We start from the raw sequence: 14030 nt of genomic DNA on the forward strand, positions 1-14030 counted from the left end.
CTGGACGAGCTGCGGCGATCGGGCCCGCCGTCTTTTCGATGGCGCAGGTTCAAAGATCAAAAGAATGTCCTCGCCGGACGGGCAGGCTCCGGGATGGCCGGGGCTTCGTAGTCCTGTTGCGTTCTCGAGGTGGGCCGCGAGGTGGTCATCCCGTCGCCTGATTGAGGCCTATCACTTTGAGCCAGGCCCGCAAGCCTCCGTAGCTAACTCGCGTTCTGCGGGTCGTTGCGGGCCTGGCTCAAAGTGATTTGACGGCCTCAGGCGACGGGATGACCACCTCGCTCCTTTTTGGGTTGGTCACCCGGCGGCTTGCCGGTTCGCGAAGATCTCGCCGAGCACGCGCTCGTCCCGCACGACGAGCGCCTTCCACAGCGCCCAGCCGCGCCCGCGCGCCCAGCTCGCGTCGTCGACGGCCAGCCGCTCCCGGAACGCCGCCCGGCCCTCGGCAGTCAGCAGCGTCCAGGCGATGGCGAGGTCGCAGGACGGATCGCCGACCCCGCAGGTCCCGAAGTCGATGACGGCGGCCAGTTCCCCGCGGTCGAGCAGGAGGTTCCCCGCGGCGACGTCCCCGTGGAACCACGCGTCCACCCCGTCCCAGCGCGCGTCGAGCGCGGTCTGCCAGATCTCGCGAGCCGGACCGACGTCGTCCAGCGCGCGCTGAACCTGGCCGTCGTAGGTGAGCAGAGTGCCGCCCCGGAACCAGTTGTGCTTCCCCGGCCGCGGACCACCGCTGGCATCGACGTTCCGCAACGCGGCCAAGAACTCGGCCAGCTCGAGCGCGAAGCGGACGGGGTCGGCGATCCGGTCCGCCCGCGCGGGTTCGCCGTCCAGCCACCGGTAAACGGACCACTCGAAGGGATATCCCGCGCCGGGCCGCCCCTTCGCCAGCGGAACCGGGACGGGCCGCGGCAGCCGGGGAGCGAGCACCGGAAGCCACCGGTGCTCCTTCTCGACGGCCAGCGCGTACTCGGCCGCGGTGGGCAGCCGCACGACCATGGTGTCGCCGAGGTGGAACGTGACGTTGTCCCAGCCGCTCTCGGTCACCGGCCGGACCTCCAGGTCGGCCCACCGCGGGAACTGATCGGCGATGAGGCGCCGTACCTGGTCCGCCGTGACGGCCACGCGCTGGGGCAGGGGTCCGAGATCCATGGCCGGAGTCAACCGAAGTCGCCAGTTGACTTCAACCTAAATTGAGCTTTTACCGTCGGCTGCATGACCGCACCTCCGCTCCCGCGCGCCGTCTGGGTCGCCTCCGGCGTCATGGCCCTCGGCGGCTTCCTCGGCAACATGGACGGCTCGATCGTCGCCGTCGGGCTGGAATCGATGAGACTGGACCTGGGGGTCAGCCTCATCGAGATCCAGTGGGTGGCGACGGCCTTCCTGCTCGGCCTGTCCGCCGCGCTGCCGCTCACGCCGTGGCTCGTGCGCAAGCTCGGCGCCGGACGGCTGTGGCTGTGGGCGCTGGCCGCGTTCCTGCTGACGTCGGTGGCCTGCGCGCTCGCGCCGGACGCCGGCACGCTGATCGCGTTCCGCGCGCTGCAAGGCATGGCCACCGGCGTCCTGGTCACGGCCGGGCAGACCGTGATCGGGCTGGCCGTCGGGCCGGAACGGCTGGGCCGCATGATGGGCACGCTCGGCCTTGTGGTCGGGCTCGCGCCGGTGCTCGGGCCGAGCGTCGGCGGGTTCCTGCTCGCGCACTTCTCGTGGCCGGTGCTGTTCTGGCTGAACCTGCCGATCGGGCTGGTGGCGTTCGGGCTGGCCCTGCGGTACGTGCCGCGCGGCGACCGGCGGCAACCGCCGCCGATGGACTGGCCGGGCCTGCTGCTCGTGTCGCTCGGCCTGCCCGTGCTCGTCTACGCGCTCACCGAACTCGGTCCGCTGACCAGCGTGCTCGCCGGTGCCGGCGTCGTCGCGCTCGGCGTGTTCACCTGGCGTTCGCTGCGCGTCCGGCACCCCGTGCTCGACCTGCGGCTCGCCGGGCGGCCGGTGATGGGCTCCGCGCTGGTGTCCGTGCTGCTCGCCGGCGCCGGGATGTTCGGCGCGGTTCTCCTGCTGCCGCTGTGGTTCCAGGTCCGGCTCGGGGCCGGCCCGGCCGAAGCCGGCGTCCTGCTCGCGCCGATGGGACTGGCCACGACGGTGTTCGTGCTCGTCGCCGGCCGGCTGACCGATCGCTACGGCGGCGGGACCGTCTCGCTCACCGGGTCGCTCGTGGTGCTGGCGAGCACGCTGCCGCTTCCCTTCCTGGGCCCGGATTCGCCGATGTGGCTGGTTCAAGCGCTGCTCGTTGTCCGCGGCGCGGGACTCGGGCTGTCGATCATGCCCGCGTCGACGGCGGCGTACGCGTCGGTCGCCGCCGCCGAACTCGGGCACGCCACGGCGTTGGTGAACATCGCGATGCGCGTGGGCGGCGCGGTCGGCGGCGCGCTCTGCGTGATCGTGCTGTCCCGCGGCCTCGCCGTGGACGCCGCGACCGGCTTCGGCTGGGCGTTCGGCGTGCTGGGAGCGTTGTGCTTGCTCGCGACCGCGGCCACCGCGTGGCTGCGGCGGGCCGAGCGAACGTCCACAGTGGACGTCACGGCGTGATCCACCTGGGAACCTGGCGCGATCATCGGTTTGGTGATTTCCTGGAGCCGGACAACCACGGTCGGTGAGGGGAAGGGCTGGCGATGCTGGGGGTACACAGGCGGCTGCTGACGGCCGCGGCGGTGACGGCCGTGTTCGGGAGCCTGCTGACGGCGGCGCCCGCGTCGGCCGCCGGGGGCGTGGACTGGCAGCCGTGCGCGGACGCGCCCGAGGTCGACTGCGGCACCGTGACGGTGCCGATCGACTGGGCGCACCCGGATCGCGGCACCGCGAGCATCGCGCTCGCCCGCCGCAAGGCGACCGACCCGCAGGCCAGGATCGGGTCGATCCTGATGGACCCGGGCGGTCCCGGCGGGCCGGGTGCGGGCGAGGTCGAGAACGGCTGGACGCTCTCCCCCGAGATCACCAAGCGGTTCGACACCGTCGGGTTCGACCCGCGCGGCATCGGCGACAGCACCCAGATCAAGTGCGGGCTCGCCGAGTACATCGCCGACCACCCGCAGATGCCGCGCGACCAGGCCGAGTTCGAGCAGCTCGCGGCGTACAACCGCAAGCTCGGCGAAAGCTGCAACCGGCTCTCCGGGCCACTGGGGAAGTTCGGCGACACCGTGAGCGTCGCGCGCGACATGGACGCCATCCGCGCCGCGCTCGGCGAGGAGAAGCTGACGTACTACGGCGTTTCGTACGGCACGCTGATGGGTCAGCAGTACGCCGAGCTGTTCCCGGACAAGGTCCGCGCGCTCGTGCTGGACAGCAACATGGACCACTCGCAGTACACGGCGTGGGACTTCCTGGAGAGCGAAACCCGGTCGCTGCAAGCGGAGTTCCGCGAGTTCGCGGCGTGGTGCGACCGGACGGCGAGCTGCGCGCTGCACGGCCGTGACGTCTCGAAGCTGACGCGGGACCTGCAGGACAAGGCCGCGCGCGGCGAGCTGAAGGACCCGGAGAGCGGTGAGGCGATCACCCCGCTGGATCTGGCGACGACGTTCCACAGCGCGTTCTACGGCCCGACGTGGGACAGGCTCGCGTCGCGGCTGGCGTCGCTGGCGGACGGGACGAAGCCGGCGGCGTCGGCGCGGCTGCGGGACGACATCCCGGTCAACACCGTGTTCCAGAGCGTGTTCTGCGACGACTGGCACATGCCGGTCCACACCTACGCCGAGCTCGAGGCCTACCGCCGCACCGCCGCCGCGCTGGCGCCGGACGTCAAGGTCAACCCGCTGGGCTGGCAGGCCGTGACCGGCTGCATCGGCTGGCCGAACAAGACGAGCAACCCGCAGCACCCGCTGCAGGTGCACGGCGCGCCGCCGCTGCTGATGGTGAGCAGCCGCCACGACCCGGCGACGCCGTACGCGTGGTCGCAGGCGGCCGCCCGCCAGAGCGGCAGCACGCTGCTGACCTACGACGGGTGGGGGCACGGCGCCTACTTCAAGAACAGCCAGTGCGTCATCAAGGCGACGGACGACTACCTGATCACCGGCAAGCTCCCGGCCAAGGGCACGCACTGCGCGGCGGTCGAGCCGGGCACGCCGGAGGCGCGGATCGCCGGGCCGAAGCCGCCGTCCACGATCGGCTTCTGACGCTTCCGCCGCGTGGCCGGAACGAGGACAATCGGTCCGGTCGCGCGATGGAGGGAGCCGGGATGGTGCGTCGATTCTTCGTGGTGGTGGCGGCCGTCGTCGCGGCGGCGGCATTGCTGACGGCACCCGCTCAGGCGACCGGCCGCGGCGGCTACCTCGCGCTCGGCGACTCGGTCGCGTTCGGCTACCGGCCGAACGCGGGAGCGGACTACCTGAACGCGGCGAACTTCCGCGGCTACGCGGAGAACTACGCGGCCCTGCGCGGACTGCGGCTCGCGAACGCGTCCTGCCCGGGCGAGACGACCGGGAGCATGCTGACCCCGGGCGCACCGAGCAACGGCTGCGAGAACGGCTACCGGCTGGCGTTCCCCCTGCACGCCAGCTATCCGGGCACACAGGTCGCCTACGCCGTGGATTACCTGCGGGCGCACCCGGACACCCGGCTGGTGACGCTGACCATCGGCGCGAACGACATGTTCCTCTGCCAGCGGACGACACCCGACCAGTGCACGGGAGCGTCGTTCGACGCGGCGCTCGCCCAGGTGAGCCGCAACCTCGAGGCGACGCTCGCCGCGGTGCGCGGCCACTACCGCGGTGACCTGGTGCTGGTGTCCTACTACTCGCTCGACTACCGCGACCAGGCGCAGGTCAAGCAGGTGAAGGCGCTCGATGCGGCGCTGGCGAAGGTGACCCGCCGCTACCACGGCCGGATCGCGGACGGCTTCACGGCGTTCCGGCTGGCATCGCTGCGAGCGGGCGGCGACCCGTGCGCGGCGGGCCTGCTGATCAAGCTCCCGGCGGGCGGCTGCGACGTCCACCCGTCGGCGGCGGGCCACCTGGCGCTGACGGCCGCCCTGGCGCTGGCCGCCCACTGACTCAGACGGCGTGCACCTCGACACCGGCCGCCTCGCGCGCCGGATCGTCGCCGCGGAGACGTTCCGCTCGGCCGCCGTTCGTTCCGGGCCATCGTCGGTACTCCGCAAAGCCATTGCGCTGTTTGCGTTCTTTTCAAGCAGTATGCTGCATCGCGGCTGCCGTGTCCGGCAAGGGGGCCGAGGCCTGTTTCCCGAGGAGTCGATGCGGAAATGACGCTGCCCACGCAAGACGACGTGCTCGGTTACTTCGACACGCTGTCGAACTGGGGACGCTGGGGTGCCGACGACGAACGCGGCACCCTGAACCACATCACCGACGACGTCCGGGTGGCGGCGGCACGAGCCGTGCGCCACGGCCGAAGTGTCTCCTGCGCCTGGGAAATCGCGGTGCCCGAGGAGATGGAGCGGGCGACCAACGCGTGCCCGTGCGCCGCCGACATGCCCGGCGCCGAGAACATGCCCGCCGCCTTCCACAACGACCGGCGCTGGGGCTTTTCGAACGAGCGGCTCGGCCTGATGTTCCACGGCAACACGATCACCCACGTCGATTCGCCGTGCCACCTGTTCTGGGACGGCAAGATGTACAACGGCCGGCCGCACTCCCTGGTCGACCCCGCGACGGGCTCGGCGTGGGCGGCCGTCACGGCGGCGGCGGACGGGATCGTCACGCGCGGGGTGCTGCTGGACGTCGCGCGGGTCCGGGACGTGCCGTGGCTGGAGCCGGGGCAGGGGGTGTTCCCCGAGGACCTCGAGGAGGCCGAGCGCCGCCAGGGGGTGCGGGTGGGGCCCGGCGACGCGGTGCTCCTGCGGACGGGGTACGGCCGCGCCCGCCACGAGTCCGGTGTGGACGGTGGCTTCACCCAGGCGGGCTGGCACGCGTCGTGCTTGCCGTGGCTGCACGAGAGGGAGGTAGCCCTGATCGGCGCGGACACCCCGCAGGACGTCCAGCCCTCGGGCTACGACGACGTGCTGATGCCGGTGCACGCGGTGAGCCTGGTGGCGATGGGGTTGTGGCTGCTGGACAACTGCGACCTCGAAGCCTGCGCGTCGACGGCTTCCGAGCTTGGGCAGTGGGACTTCCAGCTCGCGATCGCGCCCGTTCGCTTCGCCGGGACCTCGGGGAGCCCGGTCAACCCGATCGCCACGTTCTGATTCGGCTCAGCCGCTTCGATCGCCCACTTGACCAAGGCAGGACAGATCGAGGTCAAATGAACTTCATTCGCGAGCGCATGGACACGACCTACGACTACTTGGCCGACCAGCCGCAGGCCGCCGTGCACCCGCGCCAGGGCCGGACGGTCCACGGATTGGACATCGAGAAGAGCGGCCCGTTTGCTCCTCGTCAGCCGCGGGTGAACTCGTCGAGCGTGAGCCCCAGCAGCTCGCACACCGCCCGCAGCTCGGCGCGCCGGTCGCCCGGGACGGCGTGGATGTGGTTGGCGCCGAAGCGGGACAGGAACGTCTCCGCCGACGCGTCGAGGCGGGCGAACGCGTGCGGCCACTCCGGCGTCGACCTCGCCTCCAGCGCCGAGGTCGTCTCCGCGTCGTAGTTCTCGAACTCGCCCAGCATCAGCTGCAGCCGGTACGCGCCGTCGAGGCGGGTCAGCCGGGCCAACGTCATCTGCCCGGGTGCCGCGATGTGGTGCACCGATGCCCCGCCCGCCGGGAAGAAGAACACCTCCGGGTGCAGCGTCACGCGGGCCAGGTTCTCCGCCGGGTCGGCGCTGCGCGCGGCGAACCACGTCGCGTGCTGGCCCGAGTTGCACAGGTCCCAGATGTCGCGGTCCGCGTGGTAGTGGCGGACGTCGGCGAACAGCACCGGCGTTCCCGACAGGTGCTTCATCAGCTGCATCGTCAGCGCGCCGTCCATGTCGGCCTCGGTCGCGCACACGTGCGTCTCCTTCGGGCCGTTCCAGTCGTACGGGTCGTTGAGGAACGCCTCCGCGACGTCCATCGTCGCGAAGTGCTGCGTCAGCTCGGGCTGGCCCTTGATGCCGCTGAAGTCGAGGTGCCACTCGTCGATCAGCGACCGCATCGCCAGGTACGACCCCACCTGCCGCTCCAGCAGCTCGGGCGTGAGCTTGACGCCGTCGTAGCGCACGGTCGCGTGCCGCTGCAGCCACTCGCGGGCCGTCCGCTTCTCCGCCGGGTCCGCCGCTTCCGCGCGCCGGACGATCTCCCACTGGTCGATCTCCTCGACGTCGACGCCGAACTGCCGCTGCCATTGGTCGGTGTTGGCGACGGCGGTGTTCATCCCCATCGGCCGCCCGCCGATCCGGCCGAACGTGCTGCCGCGCAGCTTCGCGACGGCCGCGGCCGCCCGGGCGCGGACGCCGATCGCCGCGATCAGGTCCGCATCCGACGGGTCGCCCCACAGCCGCGTGTGCGCGCGGCCGATCTGGTCGAGCGCGCCGCCCGCGGCGAGCATCCCGACCATGCCGGGCTGCACCGGGTCGGTGTTCGCCACCAGCACCAGCGGCCCGCTGAGCGCGCCCGCGGCGAGCATCGTGAAGTGGGGGAACGCCCAGACGCAGTAGTGCAGCACGGTCAGATCGACCCCGGCCGCCTCGATCTCGCGCGCGATCGACGTCGCCAAAGTGCTGGCCGACACCGGCGCCGACGCGCGGACGACGTCGTGGCCCGCCTCGGCCAGGGCCGCGACCAGCCGGTCTTCGGTGCCGCGGATGAACTCCGCGATCCCGTCGTGGACGTAGTCGCGGCCGTCGGACAGGCTGACGACGCCGATGCGGGCCATCAGCTGTTCGCCTTCGCGTACACCTCGGCGGCGTTCGCCTGGGTGACGAGCTGGGTCGGCAGCATCCGCGTCTTCGGCGGCTTCGCGCAGCCGATGAGGATGCTCTTCGCGGACTCCACGGCCTCGCGCCCGCCGGTGGGGTAGACGAACGTCGCCGCGAGGCGCCCGGCCTCGACCGCCTTGATCCCGCCGGACGGGATCGGCAGGCCGTCGATGCCGAGGAACTTGACCTTCTGGTCCAGCCCGGCGGCCTTCGCGGCCAGGTAGGCGCCCTCGGCCATCGGGTCGTTCTGCGCGTAGACGGCCTGGATGTCCGGGTGCGCCTTGAAGATCGCGTCGGCCTGCTGCTGGCCCTTCTCGCGCAGCCAGTCACCGTCCACAGTGGTCACGATGTCGATGCCGCGGCCCTCGATGCCCTTCGCGAAGCCGTCCTGGCGCTCCTTGGCCGGGGTCGAGCCGGCCAGTCCGCGGATTTCGGCGATCTTCCCGCCCTGCGGCAGGATCTTGTCCGCCAGGTACTGCCCGGCCTGGCGCCCGATGTCGACGTTGTCCGCGCCGATCCACTGCGTGTACGCGTCGCCGTCGACCTTGCGGTCCAGCACCAGCACCGGGATGCCCTTGTCGTAGGCCTTCTTCACGACCGCGGTCAACGGCGTCGCCTCGTTCGGGCTGATGATGAGCAGGTCGATCCGCTGGGTCAGGAAGTTCTCGACGTCGGCGACCTGCTTCGCGTTGTCCTGCTGCGCGTCAGCGAAGTTCACGGTGAACTGCGGGACACCGGCGGCGGCCTTCCGGATGTCGTCGTCCATCTGCTTGCGGTAGGGCTCGCCGACGTTGGCCTGGCTCACCCCGATCGTGTACTTGTCGCCTTCGCCCTTGCAGGCCGCCGCGGACGTCGTGGCGCCCTGGCCGGAGTTCTCGTGCGTGGTGCCGCAGGCGGCCAGGACCAGGACGAGCGCGGGTATCGCGAAGTGCTTGCCGGACATTCTCTGCTTCCCCTCTACGGTGTCGGGCGCAGTCGCTGCAGACCCGCGGCGACCACGATGACCAGGCCCTTGATCAGGAGTTGCACGTTGGGGTCGACGCTGTTGAGCGCCAGGACGTTGTTGAGCACGCCCAGCAGCAGCGCGCCGGCGACGGTGCCGGACACCGAGCCGCGGCCGCCCGAGAGCGCGGTGCCGCCGATGACGACCGCGGCGATGGCGTCGAGTTCGTAGCCCGTGCCGTCGTTGGGGCTGCCCTGGTTCAGCTGGCCGGCGTGGATGATCCCGGCGAGCGCGGCGAGCAGCCCGCTCAGCCCGTAGACCAGCACCTTGACGCGGGTGACGGCGACGCCGGAGAGGCGCGCGGCCTTCTCGTTGCCGCCGATGGCGTAGACGTGCCGGGCGAACGCGCTCGTGCGCAGGAAGACGATCGCGGCGACGGCGACCACGGCGAAGATGATCGCCGGGATCGGCACCAGCCCGTCGAACGTCCGCTCGCCGAGCAGCGAGAACGCGACGGGTGCCTCGCCGGGGCCGTCGCCGTAGGAGATCTGGACGCCCTGGCCGCCCGACCAGATCCGCGCGAGCCCGCGCGCGACCTGCAGCCCGGCGAGGGTGACGATGAACGCCTGGATGCCGAACACCGCCGACGCGACGCCCTGCAGCAGCCCGAAGAGCAGGCCCGCGGCGAGCACGACGAGCACCGCGGGGAGCACGCCGAGCCCGTTGTCCACGAGCAGCACGGCCGAGCCGACGGCGGCGAGCCCGAGCACGGCGCCGACCGACAGGTCGATCCCGCCGATCAGGACCACGAACGTCATGCCGACGGCGATGATGCCGATCTCGGAGATGGCGCGCACGACGTTGAACAGGTTCTCGCTGTCGAGGAAGAGCAGTTCGCCGTCGCGGGACGGCGAGAACGCGATCGCCGCGGCCAGCACCAGGACCAGGCCGAACAGGCTCTGAAAGCGGAACAGCGCGGCCACGACGGCGGCGCGGCGGGTGGGCAGGAACTCGGCCGTGGTCATCGCGCTTCCCCCATCGCCGCGGCGAGCAGCTCGGCTTCGCCGGCGTCGTGCGTGTCCAGCTCCCGTTCGCTGCGGCCGTCGCGCAGGATGACGACGCGGTCGCACAGCCCGACCAGCTCGGCGGGCTCGGAGGAGGCGAGCAGGACGCCGATGCCGCGCGCGGCCGCGGCGGCCAGCAGCTGGTAGATCTCCGCCTTCGCCCCGACGTCGACGCCGCGGGTCGGCTCGTCGAGCAGCAGCAGCGCCGGTTCGGTGAGCAGGGCCCGGCCGAGCACGACCTTCTGCTGGTTGCCGCCGGAGAGCGTGCCGACCGGGTCGGCGACGGCGCCTTTCACCTTCAGCTCGGTCAGGACCTTGGTGACGGTGGCGTTCTCGCGACGCCGCGGCACGACACCCGCGGTCGCGAGCCGGTCCACAACGGACAGTGCGGTGTTCGCGCGGACGGAGTGCGGCAGGGCCAGCCCGGCGACCCGGCGGTCCTCGGGCACCAGCGCGAGCCCGAGCTTGGCGGCGTGGCGCGGCCGCCGCGGCCGGACTTCCCTGCCGTTGAGGCGAACTCGCCCTTGCCACCGCCCGGGCGTACCGGCGCCGAAGAGCGTCTCCAGCAGCTCGGTGCGGCCCGAGCCGAGCAGCCCGCCGACGCCGACGATCTCCCCGGCGCGGACGGTGAGCGAGATCCCCGCGGGCTCCCGGCGGCCGGGCCGGTGCCGTCGCGGGCGCAGCGCGAAGTCGTCGAGGCGGAGCAGCTCACCGCCGGTTTCGCCGTGCTTGACGCGGAAAAGCGCTTGGACGGGACGGCCGATCATCGCCTCGGTCACCTGCTCGACGGTCAGGTCACGGGCGGCGAACCCGGCGGCGACGCGGCCGTTGCGCAGCACGGTGGCCCGGTCGGCGATCCGCCCGATCTCCTCGAGCCGGTGGGAGATGTAGACGATCCCGGCGCCCGCCTCGCGCAGCTCGCCGATCACCTTGGCCATCCGCTCGACCTCGGCGCCGGTGAGCGCGGACGTCGGCTCGTCCATGATCAGCACCCGCGCGTCGAGGGCGAGGGCCTTGGCGATGGCGATGAGCTGCTGCTCACCGGTGCGCAGCTCGCCGACGGCGCGCTTCGGGTCGAGCGCGATGCCGGTGCGGGCGAGCAGCTCGCGCGTCTCGCGGTGCATCCGCTGCCGCGCGACCGCGCCGAACTTGGTGTGCGGCTCGCGGCCGAGGAAGATGTTGGCGGCCACGGAAAGGCCCGGCACGAGGTCGAGTTCCTGCGGGATCATCGCGATGCCGCACTTCCGCGCGTCGACCGGGCCGCCGAAGGACACGGGCTCGCCGTCGATCTCGATGGTCCCGCGGTAGCCGGTGACGTCGCCGGAGAGGATCCGCATCAGCGTCGACTTGCCGGCGCCGTTTTCGCCGAGCAGCGCGTGCACCTCGCCGCGGCGCACGGTGAAGTCGACGCGGTCGCAGGCGAGCGTGCCGCCGTAGGCCTTGCTGACGCCGGTCATCGCGACCAGCGGGGTACCCGGCTCTTCCATGACACCCCTCGCGTCGGCGGAAGATGGGAGTAATCGATTACCCAGACGCTAGGGGTGGTGTGGAGGTGTGTCAAGCGTCACTTCGGGCCAACAACCCCGAGCTTTCACGTGAAAGCTCGGGGGTTCAGGGGGTGGAGCTGCCGCGGACGATGAGCTGCGCCGCCATCGTCGTCGTGGTCGCCGGGCGCGCGCCGCGGTCGCCGATGCGGTCGAGTAGCAGGCGCGCCGCCAGCTGGCCCATGGCGTGGGCGGGCTGGGCGACGACGGTCAGCGCGGGCGAAATCAGCGTCGCCCACGGCGCGTCGTCGAACGACACGATCCCGACGTCGCGCCCCGATCGGAGGCCCCGCTCGGCCATCGCCTGGAGCACGCCGACGGACATCGTGCTGCTGGAGACCAGGAGCGCGTCGGCCTTCGGCAAGAGCTGCGTCGCGGCCTCGTGTCCGCCGGCTTCGCGGAATTCGCAGCGGCGCACCAGTTTCGCTGAGTATTTCCGGCCCGCGTCGCGGAGTCCGTCGCGGTAACCGTCGAGCCGCTCGTCCGCGGTCGTGACGCCCGGCGGGCCGGCGATGCAGCCGATCCGTTCGTAGCCTTGGGCGGCCAGGTGCCGGACGGCCTCGCGAGCCGCCGCGCGGGAGTCGACGAGCACGGCGTCGCACTCCGCGGAGCCGAGCCGCCGGTCGACCGTGACGATCGGGGTCCGGTGCGTGGTCAGCGGCCGGACGTCGCTGTCGCCGGTGGTCGGCGACATGATCACGCCGGCGAGCCGCTCCTGCGCGGCGACCTCGACGTACCGGCGTTCCTTCGCGGTGTTCTCGTCGGAATTGCACAGCATCACCGAGAATCCGGCGGCCTGCGCGGTGTCTTCGACCCCGCGCGCGATCGCCGTGAAGAACGGGTTTTCGACGTCGGAGATGATCAGCGCCAGCACGGCGGTTTCGCGGCGGCGCAGGCTGCGCGCGAGACCGTTCGGGGTGTAGCCGAGCTCTTCCACCGCCCTGGCGACGCGTTCGGCGAGCACCGGGTCCACAGTGGACTTGCCGTTGAGGGCGCGGGACACGGTCGCGGTCGAGACCCCGGCCAGCGCCGCCACGTCGGAGATCGTCGCCACCCGCGTCCTCGCTCGCTCTCGTCGTTGACACTGCCCCCGGCACACCATAGCGTGGTGGTAATCGATTTCCCGCAGGTTGGTCCGTGGAGGGGCGGATGACGGGGCTGCTGCTCGGCGTGGACATCGGCACGGCCAGTTCCAAGGGCGTGCTGGTGGACCCGGGCGGCGCGGTGCTCGCGCGGTCGGTGCGCGAGCACGCCGTCTCGACGCCGCGGCCGGGCTGGTTCGAGCACGACGCCGAGACGGTCTGGTGGGCTGATTTCACGGAGATCGTCGCGGACCTGCTGCGCGCGGCGGCCGGCCGTCCCCTCGCGGCGCTGGGGATCAGCGGAATCGGGCCGTGCTTGCTCCCGGCGACCGCCTCGGGCGAGCCGCTGCGGCCGGCGATCTTGTACGGCGTCGACACGCGGGCGAGCGCCGAGATCGCGTCGCTGAACGCGGAGCTGGGAGCGTCGGAGATCCTCGCGCGCGGCGGGTCACCGTTGACGAGCCAGGCGGTCGGGCCGAAGGTGCGCTGGCTGGCGCGGCACGAGCCGGAGGTCTACGCGCGGACGAAGAAGCTGCTGATGGCGAGCTCGTTCCTGGTGCACCGGCTGACCGGGCGGTACGTGCTGGACCACCATTCGGCGAGCCAGTGCACGCCGCTGTACGACTTGGTGGCGGGGAAGTGGGCGACGGACTGGGCGGAGCGGGTCGCGCCGGGGTTGCCGCTGCCGGAACTGCTGTGGTCGACGGAGATCGCGGGCGAGGTGACGCCCGTGGCGGCGGCGTTGACGGGGCTACCGGTGGGCTTGCCGGTCACGGCGGGGACGATCGACGCGTGGGCCGAGGCGGCGAGTGTGGGTGTCCGCGAGCCGGGCGACGTGATGGTCATGTACGGCACGACGATGTTCTTGATCCAGGTGCTGTCCGAGCCGCGCCCGCACCCCGGGTTGTGGGGGACGCGGGGAGTGGTCCCGGGGAGTTTCACGCTGGCGGCGGGGATGGCGACGTCCGGCGCGGTGACCGACTGGTTGCGCAAGCTTGTCGGGGCTTCGTACGCGGAATTGGTTGCTGAGGCGGCTTTGGTGTCTCCGGGGAGCCGGGGTTTGTTGATGCTGCCGTACTTCGCGGGGGAGCGGACGCCGTTGTTCGACCCTGACGCGCGTGGGGTGTTGGCTGGGTTGACTACTACGCATGGCCGGGCCGAGATTTATCGGGCGGCGTTGGAGGGCATCGCTTACGGGGTGCGGCACAACCTGGAGGCGATGGCTGATGCCGGTGGGGCTGCCGGGCGGTTGGTTGCTGTCGGGGGTGGGACCAAGGGTGGGTTGTGGACTCGGATCGTCTCGGATGTGACCGGGCTGGCGCAGCAGATCCCGGCTGAGACCATCGGGGCTTGCCTGGGGGATGCCTTGCTGGCCGCGGAGGCGGTGGGGATGGATGCTTCGCGCGGCAATCCTATTGCGGCTACCGTGACGCCCGATCCGGGGAATTCGGCTCGGTATGAGGAGTTTTATCGGCATTATCGGGCGCTGTACGAGGTGACCGCGGGGACGGCTCACTTTCTGGCTGCGCAGCAGCGCGAGGCTCGCTGAGTGACGGCCGGG

General features: G+C 71.7%; 12 protein-coding genes. 6 read left to right on the top strand and 6 right to left on the bottom strand.

Going from position 1 to position 14030, the window contains the following annotated elements:
• Positions 1-297: 297 nt before the first annotated feature.
• Positions 298-1149: an aminoglycoside phosphotransferase family protein gene (locus QP939_RS24375; protein ID WP_285459124.1), complete on the bottom strand. Its 852-nt coding sequence runs from the start codon at positions 1147-1149 to the stop codon at positions 298-300.
• Between the two features lie 63 nt (positions 1150-1212).
• Between QP939_RS24375 and QP939_RS24380 the strand changes: the two genes are divergently transcribed.
• From QP939_RS24380 to QP939_RS24400, 5 genes are all read left to right on the top strand, one after another.
• Positions 1213-2583 (top strand): MDR family MFS transporter, encoded by a 1371-nt coding sequence (locus QP939_RS24380; protein WP_285459125.1) that lies wholly within the window; start codon positions 1213-1215, stop codon positions 2581-2583.
• A gap of 83 nt (positions 2584-2666) precedes the next feature.
• Positions 2667-4163: an alpha/beta hydrolase gene (locus QP939_RS24385; protein ID WP_285459126.1), complete on the top strand. Its 1497-nt coding sequence runs from the start codon at positions 2667-2669 to the stop codon at positions 4161-4163.
• 62 nt (positions 4164-4225) lie between these two features.
• Positions 4226-5038: an SGNH/GDSL hydrolase family protein gene (locus tag QP939_RS24390; RefSeq protein ID WP_285459127.1), complete on the top strand. Its 813-nt coding sequence runs from the start codon at positions 4226-4228 to the stop codon at positions 5036-5038.
• Between the two features lie 10 nt (positions 5039-5048).
• The gene (locus QP939_RS24395; protein ID WP_285459128.1) at positions 5049-5252 is read left to right on the top strand and encodes a hypothetical protein; all 204 of its coding nucleotides are present in this window, start codon (positions 5049-5051) and stop codon (positions 5250-5252) included.
• Positions 5249-6190: a cyclase family protein gene (locus QP939_RS24400; RefSeq protein WP_285459129.1), complete on the top strand. Its 942-nt coding sequence runs from the start codon at positions 5249-5251 to the stop codon at positions 6188-6190. Before QP939_RS24395 ends, QP939_RS24400 begins: the two co-directional genes overlap by 4 nt.
• A gap of 190 nt (positions 6191-6380) precedes the next feature.
• Here the strand turns inward: QP939_RS24400 and QP939_RS24405 are convergent, their stop codons facing one another.
• The 5 genes from QP939_RS24405 to QP939_RS24425 form a co-directional block, all read right to left on the bottom strand.
• Positions 6381-7793 carry an L-fucose/L-arabinose isomerase family protein gene (locus QP939_RS24405; RefSeq protein ID WP_285459130.1) on the bottom strand — a complete coding sequence of 471 codons (1413 nt, stop codon included), beginning with the start codon at positions 7791-7793 and terminating at the stop codon, positions 6381-6383.
• Positions 7793-8779 (bottom strand): substrate-binding domain-containing protein, encoded by a 987-nt coding sequence (locus tag QP939_RS24410; protein ID WP_285459131.1) that lies wholly within the window; start codon positions 8777-8779, stop codon positions 7793-7795. The genes QP939_RS24405 and QP939_RS24410 overlap by 1 nt, the downstream gene beginning before the upstream one ends.
• Before the next feature lie 14 nt (positions 8780-8793).
• Positions 8794-9804 carry an ABC transporter permease gene (locus tag QP939_RS24415; RefSeq protein ID WP_285459132.1) on the bottom strand — a complete coding sequence of 337 codons (1011 nt, stop codon included), beginning with the start codon at positions 9802-9804 and terminating at the stop codon, positions 8794-8796.
• Positions 9801-11330 carry a sugar ABC transporter ATP-binding protein gene (locus QP939_RS24420; protein ID WP_285459133.1) on the bottom strand — a complete coding sequence of 510 codons (1530 nt, stop codon included), beginning with the start codon at positions 11328-11330 and terminating at the stop codon, positions 9801-9803. Before QP939_RS24420 ends, QP939_RS24415 begins: the two co-directional genes overlap by 4 nt.
• Before the next feature lie 124 nt (positions 11331-11454).
• Complete coding sequence (locus QP939_RS24425) at positions 11455-12441, bottom strand: LacI family DNA-binding transcriptional regulator (protein ID WP_285459134.1); 987 nt, start codon at positions 12439-12441, stop codon at positions 11455-11457.
• A gap of 95 nt (positions 12442-12536) precedes the next feature.
• On the opposite strand from QP939_RS24425, the gene QP939_RS24430 reads away from it, so the two are divergent.
• On the top strand, positions 12537-14018 hold the full coding sequence (locus tag QP939_RS24430) for an FGGY-family carbohydrate kinase (protein ID WP_285459135.1): 1482 nt from the start codon (positions 12537-12539) through the stop codon (positions 14016-14018).
• The last annotated feature ends 12 nt before the right edge of the window (positions 14019-14030 follow it).

This window comes from Amycolatopsis nalaikhensis, from assembly GCF_030264295.1.
Classification (GTDB): Bacteria; Actinomycetota; Actinomycetes; order Mycobacteriales; family Pseudonocardiaceae; genus Amycolatopsis; species Amycolatopsis nalaikhensis.

What these genes read in the sequence shown, in the direction of transcription:
- QP939_RS24400 (WP_285459129.1), top strand. Translation starts at nt 5,249, where the DNA reads ATGACGCTGCCCACGCAAGACGACGTGCTCGGTTACTTCGACACGCTG.
- QP939_RS24405 (WP_285459130.1), bottom strand. Translation starts at nt 7,793, where the DNA reads ATGGCCCGCATCGGCGTCGTCAGCCTGTCCGACGGCCGCGACTACGTC.
- QP939_RS24385 (WP_285459126.1), top strand. Translation starts at nt 2,667, where the DNA reads ATGCTGGGGGTACACAGGCGGCTGCTGACGGCCGCGGCGGTGACGGCC.
- QP939_RS24415 (WP_285459132.1), bottom strand. Translation starts at nt 9,804, where the DNA reads ATGACCACGGCCGAGTTCCTGCCCACCCGCCGCGCCGCCGTCGTGGCC.
- QP939_RS24375 (WP_285459124.1), bottom strand. Translation starts at nt 1,149, where the DNA reads ATGGATCTCGGACCCCTGCCCCAGCGCGTGGCCGTCACGGCGGACCAG.
- QP939_RS24420 (WP_285459133.1), bottom strand. Translation starts at nt 11,330, where the DNA reads ATGGAAGAGCCGGGTACCCCGCTGGTCGCGATGACCGGCGTCAGCAAG.
- QP939_RS24410 (WP_285459131.1), bottom strand. Translation starts at nt 8,779, where the DNA reads ATGTCCGGCAAGCACTTCGCGATACCCGCGCTCGTCCTGGTCCTGGCC.
- QP939_RS24380 (WP_285459125.1), top strand. Translation starts at nt 1,213, where the DNA reads ATGACCGCACCTCCGCTCCCGCGCGCCGTCTGGGTCGCCTCCGGCGTC.
- QP939_RS24390 (WP_285459127.1), top strand. Translation starts at nt 4,226, where the DNA reads ATGGTGCGTCGATTCTTCGTGGTGGTGGCGGCCGTCGTCGCGGCGGCG.
- QP939_RS24430 (WP_285459135.1), top strand. Translation starts at nt 12,537, where the DNA reads ATGACGGGGCTGCTGCTCGGCGTGGACATCGGCACGGCCAGTTCCAAG.